The sequence below is a fragment of the Mycobacterium neumannii genome, from assembly GCF_002245615.1.
In the GTDB taxonomy this organism is placed as follows: Bacteria; Actinomycetota; Actinomycetes; order Mycobacteriales; family Mycobacteriaceae; genus Mycobacterium; species Mycobacterium neumannii_A.
Genome location: NZ_NKCO01000005.1, coordinates 67,819 through 84,589 on the forward strand (window position 1 = coordinate 67,819; position 16,771 = coordinate 84,589).

Sequence of the window (16,771 nt, forward strand, 5' to 3'; positions counted from 1 at the left end):
ACTGAAGAAAGACCATGCGCCCGTAGCTCAACGGATAGAGCATCTGACTACGGATCAGAAGGTTAGGGGTTCGAATCCCTTCGGGCGCGCTTTTTCTCTGCCGCCGACTCTGAAGCTGTGTTCGAGCTTCAGGCCGGATATCGCGCACAGCCTCAGTTCGGCGGCGTTGTCGGCGCCACTAGATTGGCAGCCATGCGGCTGTTGTTGATCGCCGATACTCACGTTCCCAAGCGCGCCAAGGACCTGCCCACGCGGGTGTGGGACGAAGTGACGAAGGCAGACGTCGTCGTACATGCAGGCGACTGGGTGGAGCCGTCGTTGCTCGATGCGCTCGAGGCTCGCGCCAAGCGGCTCGTCGCGTGCTGGGGCAACAACGACGGCGCCGAACTGCGCCGCCGACTGCCCGAACGAGCCGATGTCACACTCGGCGGCCTGCGCTTCACCGTCGTCCACGAGACCGGTGCGGCGACCGGCCGCGAGGCCCGCATGGCCAAGGCCTACCCGGACACCGACGTGCTGATATTCGGCCACAGTCACATCCCGTGGGATACGACGACGAAAACCGGTCTGCGACTGCTGAACCCGGGTTCGCCGACCGACCGGCGGCGCCAGCCCCATTGCACGTACATGACGGCCACCGTGCGCAACAGCTCGCTCACCAACGTCATCCTGCACGCCTTGGAACGCCGTGCGTGACCGGCCGGCGCGGGTCGCCGACGTCCATGCGATCGCTGCTTCGATGCCGCACGTCAAGCGCATCGAGGGCCCCAAGGGCAACCCGATCTACCAGGTTGGCGGCAAGTCGTTCGTGTTCTTCCGCACTCCTCAGCCTGACGCCGAGGATCCGGAGACCGGCGAACGCTACGCCGACGTGATCATGATCTGGGTGGAATCGGAGATGGACAAGCTGGCGCTCGTCCAAGATCCCGACTCGCCGTTCTTCACCACCGACCGCTTCGAGGGCCATCCCTCGGTTCTGGTGCGCGCCAGCAGGTTACGGGAGATCGGGAAGGTCGAACTGACCGAACTCGTCCAGGACGCGTGGCTCTCGCGCGCTTCGAAACGCCGGGCCGATCGGTGGTTGGCCGAGCACCAGGGCTGACGGGAAGCTACTTCGGCGGGACGTTCGCGTGCTCGGCGCCGCAGATGAACACGGCCATCCGGGCCGGTGTGTCGCCGGGGTTCTTCCAGCGGTGCCGCGTCCCGTTCTGCACGACGGTATCGCCCGCTTGCAGGGTCACTTCGGCACCGTCGTCGAGTTCGAGCACGACGGTGCCCTCGAGCACCACCTCGAAGTCGACGGTGTCCGTGGTGTGCATGCCCGGGTCCGTGTAGTCCATGTAGCCGAGCATTCCCGGCAGCTTGTCCTCCATCTCGGCCATCGCCTCGTCGATGTCGAGGGCCTCCGGAGCCTGGGCGCCGTGCGACGGCGGCAGCGTCAGCATCGCGAACCGAAAACCACCGACAGGCGGAAAGTAGTTGTGCCACTGGGGCATCGAACCGTCGTCGGGGAACCGGCACGTCTGGTCGCTACCCCACAGCAGATGGTTCTCGAAGCCCGGCATCAACTTCGTCTGAATCGGTGCGACGCTGTCGTCGCTGACGAAGACGGACTTTCCGGACGAATCGTGACCGGTCACCACTCGGCGTACTTGCATGGGGTCAGTGAACCAGCCCCGCGCCGACGTGGGGATGAATATCGTGTCGCCATGCAGCAGAAACCCCCCACCGGCGTCATCGAGTCCGCACACCGCGAGCACCTCACGGCCCTGCCGTTCGATGACACCGCGGACTTCGACAACGCCAACCGCGGGTTCATCGCGGCTTTGGATCCCTGTGTGATCAAGGCGGCCGACGGCCGGGTGGTCTGGGACAACGACACGTACTCGTTCCTTGATGCGGACGCGCCGCCGTCGGTGCATCCCAGCTTGTGGCGGCAGAGCCGGTTATGCGCCAAACAGGGCCTCTACGAAGTGGTCGAGGGCATCTACCAGGTGCGCGGATTCGACCTGTCCAACATCACCTTCGTCGAGGGCGACGCCGGTGTGATCGTCATCGACCCGTTGATCTCCACGGAGACCGCCGCGGCGGCGCTGGCGCTCTACCGCGAACACCGCGGGGATCGAGCCGTCCCAGCGGTTATCTATACCCACAGCCACGTCGACCATTTCGGCGGCGTCCTGGGCGTCACCTCACAGGCCGACGTGGACGCGGGCCGCGTCGCGATCATCGCGCCCGAGCACTTCACCGAGCACGCCGTGCAGGAGAACGTGTACGCGGGCACCGCGATGAGCCGTAGAGCCAGCTACATGTACGGCGCACTGCTGACGCGCGGACCGCAGGGGCAGGTGGGATGCGGGCTGGGACAGGTGACGTCGACGGGTGAAGTGGCGCTGATCGTTCCGACGGTCGACATCCGTCAGACCGGCGAGACCCACACCGTCGACGGCGTCGAGATCGAGTTCCAGATGGCGCCGGGCACCGAGGCGCCCGCCGAGATGCACTTCTACTTCCCGAAGTTCCGCGCGCTGTGCATGGCCGAGAACGCCACCCACAACCTGCACAACTTGCTGACACTGCGCGGCGCGCTGGTGCGTGACCCGCACGGATGGGCCGGCTACCTGACCGAGGCAATCGACACGTTCACCGACCGCACCGACGTCGTGTTCGCGTCACATCACTGGCCGACCTGGGGTCGGGACAACATCGTCGAATATCTGTCGCTGCAACGGGATCTGTACGCGTACTTGCACGACCAGACGCTGCGCCAACTCAACCAGGGGTTCACCGGCATCGAGATCGCCGAGGACTTCGCGCTGCCGCCTGCGTTGCAGAACGCGTGGCACGCACACGGCTACTACGGCTCGGTCAGCCACAACGTCAAGGCGGTCTATCAGCGCTACATGGGCTGGTTCGACGGCAACCCGGGACGGTTGTGGGCGCATCCGCCGGAAGCCGCAGGCCCTCGCTACGTCGAGGCGATGGGTGGCCTGGACAGCGTGGTCGACGTCGCGCGCAAGGCCTTCGAGCAGGGCGACTACCGTTGGGCAGCAACGCTCTTAGACCATGCAATGTTCGCCGACGAGCATCACGGCGCCGCTCGCGAACTCTACGCCGACACACTCGAACAGTTGGCCTACGGCGCGGAGAACGCGGTGTGGCGCAACTTCTTTCTCTCCGGAGCGACCGAACTTCGCGACGGCAACTTCGGCACCCCGACCCAGACGGCGTCGACGTCGTTGGTGATGCAACTGGCCCCCGAGCAGATTTTCGATGCGCTCGCGATCAGCGTGAACGGCCCGCGGGCATGGGATCTCGACATCGCCGTCGACGTCACCTTCCTCGACGCCGACGCCAATTACCGTTTGACGCTGCGCAACGGCGTGCTTGTGCACCGCAAGATGGCCGCCGACCAATCGGCTCAGGTGACTGTCAAAGTGGCCACCAAGCTGCGGCTGCTGGCGCTCGCGGCCGGTGACGACAGCTCACCGGGCTTGGACATCTCCGGCGACACCGGCGCCCTGCAGTCGCTGATCGGTGTGCTGGACCGGCCCGACCCGGCCTTCAACATCGTCACGCCCTAGCCGCATCCCCCGCCGAGTGTGGGGTCGATGCACGCTTGCCGGCGTCGGGGCGTGCGGGTAACCCACGTTCGGCGGAAGACGGTCAAGGCATGCCGCCATCGACGCGGATGATCGAACCCGATGTGTAGCTCGACGCGTCCGACATCAGATACAGTGCGGCACCGACGATCTCGGGTGGCTCACCCAGCCGCTGCAACGCGAAGTGCTGCGCGCCCTTCTGAGTAGCGGGGATATCCCAGGCCTTGCTGATGTCGGTGAGGAACGGGCCCGGCATCAGCGTGTTGACCCGCACCGTCGGGCCGTACGCCAGCGCCAGACCCTCGGTCAGCGCATTGAGCCCCGCCTTGGCCGCCGAGTAGGGGAGCTGCTCGGGGCGGGGCCGGCGCGAACCGCTCGAACTCACGTTGATGATCGAGCCGCCGCCATCGGCGACCATGCGCTCACCGACCAGCGTCGACAACCGGAACGGGCCCTTCAGGTTCAAATTGATCACCGAGTCGAACAGCTTCTCCGTAACCGAGGGAAGCGACTCGTAGAGCGGCGACATCCCCGCGTTGTTGACGAGCACATCGACCTTGCCGAACCGTGCGTAGGCCGCGTCGACCAATCCGTCGAGCTCATCCCAGCGCCCGACGTGCACCTGGTAGGGCAGCGCGGCGCGGCCGGTCGCCGAGGCGATCTCTTCGGCCGTCGCCACACACGAGTCGTACTTGCGGCTGGCGATCACCACGTCCGCGCCGCACCGCGCAGCGGCGAAAGCCATCTGCTTGCCAAGCCCCCGGCTTCCGCCGGTGACCAGCACGACGCGGTCGGAGAGGTCGAAGAGCTCGGTCGCGAAATCCTTGTCGGCACCCATGGCCATATGGTGGCACGGTGCAGTTGCTCATCATTCGACATGCGTTGCCGCTTCGCAGCGAGCCGGGGCAGGGCTCTGACCCCGACCTGTCCGAAGAAGGCATCGAACAGGCAAAACGCCTGCCCGACGCGTTGGCGCGCTTCCCCATCTCACGGTTGGTCAGCAGCCCGCAGAAGCGGGCGATCCAGACCGCCGAGCCGGTCGCCGAGGCGCTCGGCCTGTCGATCGACATCGACGACCGGCTCGCCGAGTACGACCGCGACCTCTCGCACTACACGCCGGTCGAGGAGATCTCCGAGGAGGACATGCGCCGCCTGGCCAACGGTGAGCTGCCCAGCGGCGTCGATCAGTCGGCGTTCATCGCCCGGGTCAAGGCCGGGGTCGACGACATCGTCAAGGCCGCCGACCGGGAGGACACTGTCGCGCTGTTCAGCCACGGCGGCGTCATCAACGCCCTGGTTCACGACGTCATGGGCACCGAGCGCCTGCTGTGCGTGCAGGTCGACTACGCCGGCATCACCCGGGTGTTGTGGTCGTCGTCGCGCGAGACGTTCTTCGTCGCGGGAATCAACTCCACTGAGCACGTATGGGACCTGCTGCCCAGAAATCAACAGTGGTAGACATTTTCCAATGACCGCTGAGCCGCACCCGTCCAAGCCCGCCCGACTCGAAGGGCTCGACCTCCACGCCCTCGACCGTCATCTGCGTTCGGAGGGCATCGCCCGCTCCGGTGACCTGCGCGCCGAGTTGATCTCCGGCGGCCGGTCCAACCTGACTTTCCTGGTGTTCGACGACCAGTCGAAGTGGGTGCTGCGCAGACCGCCGCTGCACGGTTTGACGCCGTCGGCACACGATATGGCCCGCGAGTACAAGGTGATCTCGGCGTTGCAGAACACCGCCGTGCCCGTCCCTCGCGCGGTGACCATGCGCAACGACGACTCGGTGCTCGGCGCACCGTTCCAGATGGTCGACTACGTTGAAGGGCGAGTCATCCGGCACACATCCGAACTCGAGACCCTCGGCGACAAGTCCGACATCGAGGCCTGTGTCGACGCGTTGATCAAGGTGCTCGCCGACCTGCACGCCCTGGACCCCGAGGAGGTCGGTCTCGGCGACTTCGGCAAGCCCACCGGATACCTCGAGCGCCAGGTGAAGCGCTGGGGTGGGCAGTGGGAGCTGGTGCGCCGAGAGGACGACGAACGCGACGACGACGTCAAGCGGCTGCACACCGCACTCGGAGAGACGATCCCGGCGCAGAGCCGCAGCGCGATCGTGCACGGCGACTACCGCATCGACAACACGATGCTCGACGCCACCGACGGCAGCAAGGTGCTCGCGGTGCTCGACTGGGAGATGTCGACCCTGGGCGATCCCATCAGCGATGCCGCCCTGATGTGCGTGTACCGCCACCCCATGTTCAACCTCGTGCACGCCGACGCCGCGTGGGCGTCACCGCTGATTCCGTCGGCAGACCAACTCGCGCAACGGTATTCGGTGGCATCTGGTCAGCCGCTGGACCATTGGGAGTTCTACATGGGCCTTGCGTACTTCAAGCTCGCGATCATCGCGGCCGGCATCGCCTACCGCGGCAGGGTGGGCGGCGCGCCGGCCGACTTCGTCACGATGGTCGACGACGCGGTCGCTCCGTTGATCGACGCCGGACTCGAGTCGTTGCGCTAACGGAGCGCGGCTTTGTAGTTCTTCTTGGCGGCGCGACGCAGTTGCACCATGCGTGCTGCCCCCGCCAACGCCGTGATCAGGCCGCCACACACCGCGGCGAACAGAATCGCCACACCCCTCGGCATGAACCAGTTCCAACCGAGGAAGGCGAACTCGGTCGATTCAGTGTTCTGCGCGATGAATATCAGCAGCAGGATGAGGATGAGGAAGCCTGCGATCACTGCCGACCAGAGCGCGGCCGCGCGGGTGAAATGGACCTTCTTGACCGACGGTGCGGTGCGATCGGCGATCTCGCCGTCCGTCGGCGGAACCGGCGGCCCGGGATTGGGTGGACCGTAGGGGTCCGGTTCGTTCTGCGCTGACGGACCGTACGGATCGGTGCTCATGGGTCCAAGTTTGCCCCTTCCCGGCCCCGACAAACGGCATTTGACGTCGACGGTCGAATCGTGGGCCGGACAAACCGCGCGTAGCTGCGGCGATGCCGATACTGTCGAGATCATGACCTCGATGCCGCGACGCCGGCGCCTGCCGTTCGCCGTGGCGGTGATGGTTCTCGCGCTCCTGATGAGCACGGCCTGTGGCAGCTCGAACCCGCTCGGCGGCGGCGAGATCTCCGGTGACCTCAAGACGATCGCGGTGGGGTCCGCGGACTTCACGGAGTCCAAGATCATCGCCGAGATCTACGCCCAGGCGCTGGAGGCCAACGGCTTCACCGTGCGACGGCAGTTCGGGATCGGCAGCCGCGAGACCTACATCCCCGCCGTGCAGGACCACTCGATCGACCTGATCGGTGAGTACACAGGCAACCTCCTGCAGTACTTCGACGAGGACACCACCGCCACCACCCCCGACGCCGTCCTGCTCGAACTGCTCAAGGTGCTGCCCGGTGACCTGTCGATCCTGTATCCGTCTCCGGCCGAGGACAAGGACACCCTGGCGGTGACCGAGGCGACCGCGCAGCGGTGGAACCTCAAGACCATCGGCGACCTCGCCGAGCACTCGCCGGAAGTGAAAGTCGGTGGGCCATCGGAGTTTCAGACGCGGGTCACCGGCCTGGTGGGACTCAAGGAACGGTATGGGCTCGACATCGCACCGGCGAACTTCGTCGCCATCAGCGACGGTGGCGGGCCGGCGACCGTGCAGGCGCTCATCAGCGGGGCGATCACCGCCGCCAACATCTTCAGCACGTCACCGGCGATCGAGAAGAACAATCTCGTCGTGCTCGAAGACCCCGAGAACGTGTTCCTCGCGGCCAATGTCGTGCCGCTGGTCGCGTCGCAGAAGATGTCCACCGACCTCAAGACGGTGCTCGACGCGGTCAGTGCGAAGCTGACCACCGAGGCTTTGATCGAGCTCAACACCTCGGTCGAGGGAAACCGCGGCATCGACCCCGACGAAGCGGCGCAGAAGTGGATCGCGGAGAACGGATTCGACAAACCGGTGCAGAAGTGATCGAGTTCTCCAACGTCACCAAGCGTTACCCGGACGGCACCGTCGCGGTCGACGACCTCACCCTCGAGGTGCCCGAGGGAACGTTGACGGTCTTCGTCGGCCCGTCGGGCTGCGGCAAGACCACGTCCATGCGGATGATCAACCGGATGATCGAGCCCACCTCGGGCACCCTGACCGTCGACGGACGCGACGTCACCAAGGCGGACCCGGTCAAGCTGAGGCTCGGTATCGGCTATGTGATTCAGAGCGCGGGCCTCATGCCCCACCTACGAGTGGTCGACAACGTCGCCACCGTCCCGGTGTTGCAGGGTGAATCACGGCGCAGCGCACGGCGATCCGCACTCGAGGTGATGGAACGGGTGGGTCTGGACGTCAAGCTCGCCGACCGCTATCCGGCGCAACTGTCCGGTGGTCAACAACAGCGTGTCGGGGTGGCGCGCGCGCTGGCCGGCGACCCGCCGATCATGCTGATGGACGAACCGTTCAGCGCCGTCGACCCCGTCGTGCGAGAGGAGCTGCAGGCCGAGATCGCCCGTCTGCAAAGCGAACTGCGCAAGACCATCGTCTTCGTCACCCACGACATCGACGAGGCGGTCAAGCTCGGCGATCGCGTCGCCGTGTTCGGCCGTGGCGGGGTGCTGCAGCAGTACGGTGAGCCGTCGTTCGTCCTGTCCAATCCGGCCAACGAGGAGGTGGCCGCGTTCGTCGGCGCCGACCGTGGATACCGCGGACTGCAGTTCTTCCACGCGTCGGGCCTGCCACTGCACGACATCGGCCACGTCGACGAAGGCGATGTCGAAGCGCTGGAGTTGAGGCCCGGTGATTGGCGGCTGGTCACCAAGGACGATCGGAAACCGTTCGCCTGGATCAACGCCGACGGTGTCGCCCTGCGCCGCACCGGAAAGTCGCTCTACGACAGCACGATCGCCGGTGGTTCACTGTTTCGGCCCGACGGGACGCTGCGCAACGCGCTCGACGCCGCGCTGTCCTCGCCGAGCGGGATGGGGGTCGCCGTCGACGACGACGGCCGGCTGATCGGCGGGGTGAAGGCCGACGACGTGCTGGCCGAACTCGACAAGCAACGCCGGGTCCCGGAGCTGGGCTAGCGGATGCGCTATCTGCTCACGCACCTCGACGACTTGTGGGCACTGACGGTGATCCATTTGCGCCTTTCGCTGATTCCGATCGTGCTCGGCCTGATCATCGCCGTACCGGTGGGTGCTGCGATCCAGCGCACCACCACGGCGCGGCGCCTGACCACGATCACCGCCAGCATCGTCTTCACCATCCCGTCGCTGGCGCTGTTCGTCGTCCTGCCCCTGATCATCCCCACACGCATCCTCGACGAGGCGAACGTGATCGTGGCGCTGACGCTCTACACCGTGGCCCTGCTGGTGCGGGCGGTGCCGGAGGCGCTGGACGCGGTGTCGCCGACGGTGCGCGACGCAGCGACGGCGGTCGGATACCGGCCCCTGACGCGGATGGTGAAAGTCGAACTGCCGCTGGCGGTTCCGGTCCTGATCGCCAGTTTGCGCGTGGTCGCGGTCACCAACATCTCGATGGTCGCGGTCGGATCGGTGATCGGCATCGGCGGGCTGGGCACCTGGTTCACCGAGGGCTACCAGGCGAATAAGAGCGATCAGATCATCGCCGGCATCATCGCGATCTTCGTGCTCGCGATCGTCATCGACACCCTGATCATGCTGGTCGGAAAGGCGCTCACACCGTGGACGCGCGCGACCCGCGGGGTGCCGGTGTGGCGCAGGCTCAAGGCGGCGTCGTGACGGGTCCGATGGGGTTTTTGCAGGAGGCGCTGTCCTACCTGTTCACCGCGGCCAACTGGAGTGGGCCCGCCGGGTTGCTCGCCCGCACCGTCGAGCACCTCGAGTACACGGTGCTCGCGCTGTTCTTCTCGGCGCTCATCGCCATTCCGGTCGGGATGCTGATCGGACACACCGGGCGGGGGACATTCATCGTCGTCACCGGTGTCAACGCACTGCGCGCGCTGCCGACGCTGGGTGTGCTGCTGCTCGGTGTGCTGCTGTGGGGACTCGGGCTGGTACCGCCGACCGTTGCGCTGATGCTGCTGGGCATTCCGCCGCTGCAGGCGGGCACGTATGCAGGCATCGCCAACGTGGACCCCACCGTCGTCGACGCCGCCCGCTCCATGGGCATGACCGAACGGCGCATCCTGCTGCGCGTGGAGACGCCGATCGCGATGCCGTTGATCCTGGGCGGGCTGCGGACCGCCACGCTGCAGATCGTGGCCACCGCGACCGTCGCCGCATACGCCAGTCTCGGCGGGCTGGGCCGCTACCTGATCGACGGCATCAAGGTGCGCGAGTTCCATCTGGCCTTGGTCGGCGCGCTGATGGTGACGGCGCTGGCGTTGTTGCTCGATGCCGCGCTCGCGTTCGCGGTGTGGGCGTCGGTGCCGGGAACCGGGCGCCTGCGAAGTGGGCGGCGCATGCCCCAGCCGTTTCTCGGCGACGAAGTCGTTCTCGAATCCCGTCCCCGCGCAACATCACAGCGCGGCCCAAAAAGCAAAGACCCAGCACGTTACGAACGAGGGACGGTTCGCATACGGTATAGGGGTGAGTGAAGCAGGCGGCTCCGAGAAGACATGGCCGGCGATCCTGACGTGGCGGGCGCACGACATCCCTCGAATGGAATCGGTCCGGGTGCATGTGTCGGGCAACCGCATCAAGGCCTACGGCAGGATCGTGGCCGCCGCTACACCCTTTCACCCGGCGTTCTCCGCTTCCTACGACTTGGTGACGGACGAGGCCGGCGGTACCAAACGGCTGTCCATGACCGTCACACTCGCCGAGCGCGAGCGGCAACTCTCGATCGCCCGCGACGAAGAGAACATGTGGCTGGTTCAGCAGCACACCGGGGAGACCCGTCGCGCCGCGTACGACGGCGCGCTGGACGTCGACGTCATCTTCAGCCCGTTCTTCAACGCCCTGCCGATCCGGCGTACCGGGCTGTATCAGCGGACCGATTCCATCAGCTGCCCGGTGGTGTACGTGCGACTGCCGGAACTGTCGGTGGAGACGGCGGTGATCAGCTACAGCAGCGCCGAAGACGGAATCAAGCTGCACTCGCCCGTCGCCGACACCACGATCAGCGTCGACTCGGACGGGTTCATCCTCGATTATCCAGGGTTGGCAGAGCGGATCTGATCACCCCGCCTGCGCGGCCCGCAGCGGCCAGTTCCTCGCGCCACTGCTCTTCGCCGACGACGATCGTGACGATCCCCGTCCTGTCGAAGTTGTCATAGCGAATCCGGGCGGCGTGCCCGGAGTCGACGAGTTCGGTCAGCGGTCTGCGCGCGGCGAGCGCGTCGCGGGCGTCGGTGAGCAGTTCCAGCGTGCGGTCCAACACCGGCAGCAGTTCGTCGGCGTTGGCCTCGCACATCGCCCGCACCATATCCGGCGCGGTGGCGGCGACGCGGGTGCCGTCGCGGAACGAACCGGCCGCCAGCGCGAACGCCAGCGGCACCTCACCGGCGGTGGCGGCGAGTGCCTCGGCCAGCAGGTGGGGCAGATGAGAGATCGTCGCGGCGGCCGCGTCGTGTTCATCGGAGCGGGCGGGGACGACGACCGCGCCGCAGTCCAGCGCCAGGTTCATCACCAGCGTCCAGATATGCGGGTCGACGTGATCGTCGACGCAGACGACCCACGGAGCGTCGACGAACAACCGGGCGTCGCCCGCCGCCCAACCCGAGTGCGCGGTGCCCGCCATCGGGTGCCCGCCGACGAATCGCTCGAGCAGGCCGTATGTCTGGACCTCTTGCAGCACAGCGGTTTTCACGCTTGTCACATCGGTCAGCGGACAGTCCGGGGCGGTGTCGCGAATGTGGCCCAGCATCTGGCCCAGGGCGGGCACCGGCACCGCCAACACGATCAGCGCGTTGTCGGCCGCCGCCCGCTTCAGCACGGCGTCAAGGTCCTCGCCTGCGTCGAACCCGTCGGCGGTCGCGGCCTGGACGCCTTCCAGAGACCGGTTGTAACCGAACACCTCGCGTCCGGCGGCCGCAGCTGCGCGCATGACCGAGCCACCGATCAGCCCGAGGCCGAGCACGCAAACCGGGGTGTTGGTCACCCGTCAAGGTTGGCATATCGAGCGCCGTCGACCACGTCGGGATCGGCGTCGATACTGGAAAAGGGGGGTGCGGACGCGTTAAGGACATGGAAAAGGGCATGGTCGACGACTACCGTAGGCCGACATGGGAGCACAGCGTGCACAGGCGCGGGAGCAGTCCACGGACACTCCCGACGGCTTCGGCGTTGCTGTCGTCCGTGAGGACGGCAAGTGGCGATGCGCGCCGATGCGCGAAGCGGCCCTGACTAGCCTCACCGACGCCGAGCGGGAACTACGCGAAATCCGCAGCGCGGGAGCGGTGTTCGGGCTGCTGGACATCGACGACGAGTTCTTCGTCATCGTGCGCCCCGCCCCCTCTGGCGCGCGGCTGTTCCTGTCGGATGCCACCGCCGCCCTGGACTACGACATCGCCGCCGAAGCCTTGGAGATGCTCGACGCCGACATCGAGCCCGAGGAGCTCGAGGAGGCCGAACCGTTCGAGGAGGGCGACCTGGGTCTGCTCTCGGACATCGGCCTGCCCGAGGCCGTGCTCGGCGTCATCCTCGACGAGTCCGACCTCTACGCCGACGAACAGCTGGGCCGGATCGCGCGCGAGATGGGCTTCGCCGACGAGTTGTCGGCAGTACTCGACCGTATGGGCCGGTGATCGCGCAGCCCGACGACGAGGCACTGATCCGCGCCGCCCTCGAAGCTGCACGTAGCGCCGGTCCGCGCGACGTGCCGATCGGGGCGGTCGTCGTCTCAGCCGACGGCACCGAGTTGGCGCGCGCCGCCAATGAGCGCGAAGCCCTCGGCGATCCCACCGCGCACGCCGAGATCCTCGCGATCCGGGCCGCCGCGGCGGTGCTCGGCGACAGCTGGCGGTTGGAGGGCACCACGCTGGCGGTCACCGTCGAACCCTGCACTATGTGCGCGGGCGCGCTGGTGATGGCGCGCGTGGCGCGGGTGGTGTTCGGCGCCTGGGAGCCCAAGACCGGGGCCGTCGGGTCGTTATGGGATGTGGTGCGCGACCGGCGGCTGACCCACCGACCGCAGGTGCGCGGCGGCGTGCTGGCCGACGAATGCGCGGCGCCGCTGGAGGCGTTCTTCTCCCGGCAGCGTTGACGCCTGTGTCTCGCGAGACGTACACCAGGGTCCCGGTCGGCCCGTGGTTCACGACCCTGGTGTAGCTCTCGCGAACAGAAACAACTGCCCGACAGCGATTGGAGTAGACCGGTGTGCGCCCGGTAAGCTGCCACACGGTGGCGTGTCCGAGCGGCCTAAGGAGCACGCCTCGAAAGCGTGTGACGGGTAACCCCCGTCCGAGGGTTCAAATCCCTCCGCCACCGCCACAACGATTCAGGCACTATTGTCAGAATCCGTCACTGAAGCAGAGGTCGAGGCGACCGCGGTGACCAACCCGAGAGAATTGGTATATGCGCGCGCTTCATGACCAGGACCCCTGGGCCTCGGCCGGGGGTGGTGCTGGGCTGCGCCCGTTCTCGGTGCTGCTCGTCGAGGACGACCGCGGCGACGCCATCCTGGTCGAGGAGTTGATCGCCGACGCCGACTCCAACATCAACGTCGTGTGGGCGCCGTCCATGGAGGATGCCGAACAGCATCTGGAGGTTTCCCGCCCGGACTGCGTGCTGCTGGATCTGAACCTTCCGGACGCCGACGGCATCAAGGCCCTCGACCGCGTCGCCAGGCGCGACATCACCATGCCGATCGTCGTGTTGACCGGTCTCAACGACGAGCACTTCGGCATCTCGGCCGTCGCTGCCGGCGCCCAGGACTACCTCGTCAAGGGTCGCGTCGAACCGGAGACGCTGCGCCGCGCCCTGCTCTACGCCGTGGAACGCAAACGCGCCGAGCTGACGTCGGTGGAACTGCACGCCAGCGAGCTGCGCGCGATGGAGAACGCCCGCCTCGAGCGTGGCCTGCTGCCGTCCCCGCTGCTCCTCGATCAACCCGGAATCGACATCGTCGCCGAGTACCGCCCCAGTCGTCAGCACGCACTGCTCGGCGGCGACTTCTACGACTTCGTGCAGACCCCCGACCGCACCCTGCACGTCATGGTCGGTGACGTGGCCGGCCACGGACCCGACGAGGCCGCGCTGGGCGTGGCGTTGAGGATCGGCTGGCGCGCACTGACGTTCGCCGGCTTGCGCGGCAACGAACGCATGCGCCAGTTGGAACGGATTTTGAGCACCGAACGCCCGGGGTCGAGCATCTTTGCGACGGTGCTCAGCGTTGCGATGTCCACCGACAACCTCAGCTTCAACGTCGTGTCCGCCGGTCATCCCGGCATGCTGCTGCACGGGGACAACACCGTGGAGTGGCTGGAACCGGAGGTCGGCCCGGCGCTCGGCCTGTACGGACTCGAGTGGCCGCTGAACCTTTTTGAACTGCCCCCAGGGTACGGCTTGGTGCTGTTGACCGATGGCTTGTTCGAGGGTCGCTCCGGTCGCGGAACCGAACGCCTCGGCGAGGCGGGCCTGCTCGAAGTCGCCAGGGGCTACGCGCACCTGCCCGGTCGCGAGTTCGTCACCGCGCTGATCGACGACGTGGAGCGCCGCGCGCAGTCGGTGGGCGGTATCAGCGACGACATCGCGGTGGTGCGGGTGGAGCGGACGATCACCGGATGAGGGGTCGCCTCACCGTCCAGGGGTGGCAGAACCTCGTGCTGTCCCTGATGGGCGTGGTGGTCATCGCCGGCGCGATCGTGGGTGCGCTGCTGTTGAACCGGACCGACGAGGTCTCGCGCGAGCTGAACCTCGGTATCCAACCCGCCCGGGTGGCGGCGTATCAGTTGCAGGCGGCCCTTCGCGACCAGGAGACCGCTGTGCGCGGTTACGCGATCGCCGCCGATCTCCAATTCCTCGACCCCTACTTCGAGGGTCAGCAGGTCGAAAATGAGGCGGCGCGGCAGATCCGCGACGGAATCGGCCACCGGGAGAAGCTCATCGGCGACCTGGAAGCGATCGAGAAGGCCGCGGCCGAGTGGCGCTCGACGTACGCGGACCCGCTGATTGCCTCGGTGACACCCGGGATGCCGAAGGTTCTGGACGCCGCCACCGCCGAGCGGGGCAAACAAGGGTTCGACGCCCTGCGCGTGCTCTTCAACACCCAGAACCGCGACCTGTCACAGGCCCGTCAGGATGCGGTCGACGAGCTCGCCGCCGTGCAGACCTGGCGAGACACCCTGTTGATCGCGATCCTCGTGGCGTTCTTCGTCGCCGGCATCGTGCTGGCGGTCCTGGTGCGCAAGGCCGTCACCCGCCCCCTCGAGCAGCTCGCCGCCTCGTGCCGCAGGATCACCGAGGGGAACTTCGACGAGAAGATCGCGGTGCGCGGCCCGCGTGACATTCAGGCGATCGCTGCGGATGTGGAGGACATGCGCCAACGCATCGTCGACGAGCTGGCCGCCTCGCGGTCGGCCAAAGAGCAACTCGGCGACCAAGCCCTGGAACTGCAACGGTCAAACGCCGAACTCGAACAGTTCGCCTATGTGGCTTCACACGACCTGCAGGAGCCGCTGCGCAAGGTGGCCTCGTTCTGCCAGCTGATCGAGAAGCGCTACGGCGACAAGCTCGACGAGCGCGGCGTCGAGTACATCCGCTTCGCCGTCGACGGCGCCAAACGCATGCAGGTGCTGATCAACGACCTGCTCACCTTCTCCCGCGTCGGCAGGCTCGGCTCGACCGAAGCCGACGTCGACCTCGATGCCGTGCTGGCCGACGCGATCGACAACGTGTCGGCCTCGATCGAGGAATCCGGTGCGGAGGTGGTGCGCACCGGAGAGCCGCTGCCTACCGTCAAGGGCGACCCGACGCTGTTGACGATGCTGTGGCAGAACCTGATCGGCAATGCGGTGAAGTTCCGCCGGCCCGACGCCGCGCCGCGGATCGTCATCGACTGCACCGTCGGCGAGGGCACCCGCGAGGGCGCGTGGCTTTTCACCGTCACCGACAACGGGATCGGCATTCCCGAGGAGTTCGCCGAGAAGGTCTTCGTGATCTTCCAGCGCCTGCACGGCCGTGAGGTCTACACCGGAACGGGTATCGGCCTGGCGCTGTGCAAGAAGATCGTCGAGCACCACGGCGGTAACATCTGGATCGACACCGGCCACACCGAGGGCACCAGGTTCCGCTTCACCATTCCCTGCGTCGTTGACGAGCCCGTCGCGGCCGAAATGGAAGGATCAACTGTATGACACTGGACGGCCGGGCGATCGACGTGCTGCTCGTCGAGGACGACCCGGGTGACGAGCTGATCACCCGAGAAGCATTCGAGCACAACAAGATCAAGAACACCTTGCACGTCGCGCACGACGGCGAGGAGGGACTCGACTTCCTCTACCGCCGAGGCAAGTACGCCGACGCGCCGCGGCCCGACCTGATCCTGCTCGACCTGAACCTGCCGAAATACGACGGCAGGCAGTTGCTCGAGCAGATCAAGTCCGACGCCGAGCTCAGCCATATCCCCGTGGTGGTGCTCACCACATCATCGGCGGAGGAAGACATCCTGCGCAGCTACAAACTGCACGCCAACGCGTATGTCACCAAGCCCGTCGATCTCGATCAGTTCATGAACGCCGTCCGCCAGATCGACGAGTTCTTCGTTCAGGTGGTTCGGCTGCCCAATTCCTGACCGCCGCGTTCGTCGTCGGTCACGTCGAAGTCGATGCGCACGGTCGTGCCCGACGTCGATTTCATGACCTCCACACCGTTGCCGACCGCGCGGATGATCGGAAGGCCGCGCCCGCGGGTCGTCGGCTCCGTGCTCGGGGTCCGCCACTGCCCGTGATCTGAAACACAGACCACGATCCGCGCGTCCTCGACAGTCGCCTCGACCACCATCTCTCCCTCGGGGGAGTCCTGGTAAGCATGCTCGACGCAGTTGGTGGCGGCCTCGTTGACCGCGAGCACGATGTCGGCGCTCACGTCGTCGGGCACGCCGATCGGTTCCATCCACCCGACCAAACTGCGGCGAATCTGTGCCAGTCGATCCGCGGTGGCCGGAACCTCGATCCTCAGAGGGTCTGCCGGCCGCAGACGCACATCGATCACCACGCCCGTGGTTGTACCCCGCTTGCCCCGATTCCTCACGT

General features: G+C 66.7%; 20 protein-coding genes and 2 tRNA genes. 17 read left to right on the top strand and 5 right to left on the bottom strand.

Features of this window, described 5'->3' with window-relative positions; translation table 11 throughout:
* Nucleotides 1-16: 16 nt before the first annotated feature.
* From CEX88_RS08455 to CEX88_RS08465, 3 genes are all read left to right on the top strand, one after another.
* A tRNA-Arg gene (locus CEX88_RS08455) sits at nt 17-89 on the top strand.
* 103 nt (nt 90-192) lie between these two features.
* Nucleotides 193-696 carry a metallophosphoesterase family protein gene (locus CEX88_RS08460; protein WP_094293159.1) on the top strand — a complete coding sequence of 168 codons (504 nt, stop codon included), beginning with the start codon at nt 193-195 and terminating at the stop codon, nt 694-696.
* Nucleotides 689-1,102 (top strand): MmcQ/YjbR family DNA-binding protein, encoded by a 414-nt coding sequence (locus CEX88_RS08465; protein WP_066846769.1) that lies wholly within the window; start codon nt 689-691, stop codon nt 1,100-1,102. Before CEX88_RS08460 ends, CEX88_RS08465 begins: the two co-directional genes overlap by 8 nt.
* Before the next feature lie 7 nt (nt 1,103-1,109).
* Here the strand turns inward: CEX88_RS08465 and CEX88_RS08470 are convergent, their stop codons facing one another.
* Nucleotides 1,110-1,658, bottom strand: coding sequence for a cupin domain-containing protein (locus CEX88_RS08470; RefSeq protein ID WP_094293160.1), 549 nt, complete (start codon nt 1,656-1,658; stop codon nt 1,110-1,112).
* A gap of 51 nt (nt 1,659-1,709) precedes the next feature.
* Between CEX88_RS08470 and CEX88_RS08475 the strand changes: the two genes are divergently transcribed.
* Nucleotides 1,710-3,584, top strand: coding sequence for an alkyl/aryl-sulfatase (locus CEX88_RS08475; protein ID WP_094293161.1), 1,875 nt, complete (start codon nt 1,710-1,712; stop codon nt 3,582-3,584).
* Nucleotides 3,585-3,666: 82 nt separating this feature from the next.
* Here CEX88_RS08475 and CEX88_RS08480 read toward each other — a convergent pair whose 3' ends face one another.
* Nucleotides 3,667-4,440: an SDR family NAD(P)-dependent oxidoreductase gene (locus CEX88_RS08480; protein ID WP_094293248.1), complete on the bottom strand. Its 774-nt coding sequence runs from the start codon at nt 4,438-4,440 to the stop codon at nt 3,667-3,669.
* A 17-nt stretch (nt 4,441-4,457) separates the two neighbouring features.
* On the opposite strand from CEX88_RS08480, the gene CEX88_RS08485 reads away from it, so the two are divergent.
* Entirely contained in the window at nt 4,458-5,060 is a 603-nt protein-coding gene (locus tag CEX88_RS08485; protein ID WP_094293162.1) for a histidine phosphatase family protein, read from the top strand.
* A gap of 10 nt (nt 5,061-5,070) precedes the next feature.
* Nucleotides 5,071-6,120 (top strand): phosphotransferase family protein, encoded by a 1,050-nt coding sequence (locus tag CEX88_RS08490; RefSeq protein ID WP_094293163.1) that lies wholly within the window; start codon nt 5,071-5,073, stop codon nt 6,118-6,120.
* On the opposite strand, the gene CEX88_RS08495 is transcribed toward CEX88_RS08490, so the two are convergent.
* Complete coding sequence (locus CEX88_RS08495; protein ID WP_094293164.1) at nt 6,117-6,506, bottom strand: LapA family protein; 390 nt, start codon at nt 6,504-6,506, stop codon at nt 6,117-6,119. The two genes, CEX88_RS08490 and CEX88_RS08495, sit on opposite strands and share 4 nt — an antisense overlap.
* A 112-nt stretch (nt 6,507-6,618) precedes the next feature.
* Here CEX88_RS08495 and CEX88_RS08500 point away from each other — a divergent pair, with 112 nt between their 5' ends.
* Genes CEX88_RS08500 through CEX88_RS08520 form a run of 5 tightly spaced genes read left to right on the top strand, consistent with a single transcriptional unit; the run spans nt 6,619 to nt 10,757 of the window.
* A complete protein-coding gene (locus CEX88_RS08500; RefSeq protein ID WP_202931411.1) occupies nt 6,619-7,572 on the top strand; it encodes an ABC transporter substrate-binding protein in 954 nt (317 codons plus the stop codon).
* A complete protein-coding gene (locus CEX88_RS08505) occupies nt 7,569-8,678 on the top strand; it encodes an ABC transporter ATP-binding protein (RefSeq protein ID WP_094293165.1) in 1,110 nt (369 codons plus the stop codon). The genes CEX88_RS08500 and CEX88_RS08505 overlap by 4 nt, the downstream gene beginning before the upstream one ends.
* Before the next feature lie 3 nt (nt 8,679-8,681).
* A complete protein-coding gene (locus CEX88_RS08510; protein WP_094293166.1) occupies nt 8,682-9,356 on the top strand; it encodes an ABC transporter permease in 675 nt (224 codons plus the stop codon).
* Nucleotides 9,357-9,364: 8 nt separating this feature from the next.
* On the top strand, nt 9,365-10,174 hold the full coding sequence (locus CEX88_RS08515; protein WP_094293250.1) for an ABC transporter permease: 810 nt from the start codon (nt 9,365-9,367) through the stop codon (nt 10,172-10,174).
* Nucleotides 10,167-10,757, top strand: coding sequence for a putative glycolipid-binding domain-containing protein (locus CEX88_RS08520; RefSeq protein ID WP_094293167.1), 591 nt, complete (start codon nt 10,167-10,169; stop codon nt 10,755-10,757). Before CEX88_RS08515 ends, CEX88_RS08520 begins: the two co-directional genes overlap by 8 nt.
* Here CEX88_RS08520 and CEX88_RS08525 read toward each other — a convergent pair.
* A complete protein-coding gene (locus CEX88_RS08525) occupies nt 10,720-11,679 on the bottom strand; it encodes a prephenate dehydrogenase (protein ID WP_202931412.1) in 960 nt (319 codons plus the stop codon). The genes CEX88_RS08520 and CEX88_RS08525 overlap by 38 nt on opposite strands.
* Before the next feature lie 124 nt (nt 11,680-11,803).
* On the opposite strand from CEX88_RS08525, the gene CEX88_RS08530 reads away from it, so the two are divergent.
* The 6 genes from CEX88_RS08530 (at nt 11,804) to CEX88_RS08555 (ending at nt 16,311) form a co-directional block, all read left to right on the top strand.
* On the top strand, nt 11,804-12,325 hold the full coding sequence (locus CEX88_RS08530; protein ID WP_064418473.1) for a tRNA adenosine deaminase-associated protein: 522 nt from the start codon (nt 11,804-11,806) through the stop codon (nt 12,323-12,325).
* Complete coding sequence (locus CEX88_RS08535) at nt 12,325-12,783, top strand: nucleoside deaminase (protein ID WP_094293252.1); 459 nt, start codon at nt 12,325-12,327, stop codon at nt 12,781-12,783. Before CEX88_RS08530 ends, CEX88_RS08535 begins: the two co-directional genes overlap by 1 nt.
* A gap of 136 nt (nt 12,784-12,919) precedes the next feature.
* Nucleotides 12,920-13,010 (top strand) — tRNA-Ser (locus CEX88_RS08540).
* Between the two features lie 84 nt (nt 13,011-13,094).
* The gene (locus CEX88_RS08545; protein WP_202931414.1) at nt 13,095-14,306 is read left to right on the top strand and encodes a PP2C family protein-serine/threonine phosphatase; all 1,212 of its coding nucleotides are present in this window, start codon (nt 13,095-13,097) and stop codon (nt 14,304-14,306) included.
* Entirely contained in the window at nt 14,303-15,874 is a 1,572-nt protein-coding gene (locus CEX88_RS08550; RefSeq protein WP_066846801.1) for a sensor histidine kinase, read from the top strand. The genes CEX88_RS08545 and CEX88_RS08550 overlap by 4 nt, the downstream gene beginning before the upstream one ends.
* The gene (locus CEX88_RS08555; RefSeq protein ID WP_064394836.1) at nt 15,871-16,311 is read left to right on the top strand and encodes a response regulator; all 441 of its coding nucleotides are present in this window, start codon (nt 15,871-15,873) and stop codon (nt 16,309-16,311) included. Before CEX88_RS08550 ends, CEX88_RS08555 begins: the two co-directional genes overlap by 4 nt.
* Here the strand turns inward: CEX88_RS08555 and CEX88_RS08560 are convergent.
* Nucleotides 16,284-16,733: an ATP-binding protein gene (locus CEX88_RS08560; RefSeq protein ID WP_066846810.1), complete on the bottom strand. Its 450-nt coding sequence runs from the start codon at nt 16,731-16,733 to the stop codon at nt 16,284-16,286. The two genes, CEX88_RS08555 and CEX88_RS08560, sit on opposite strands and share 28 nt — an antisense overlap.
* Nucleotides 16,734-16,771 lie beyond the last annotated feature (38 nt).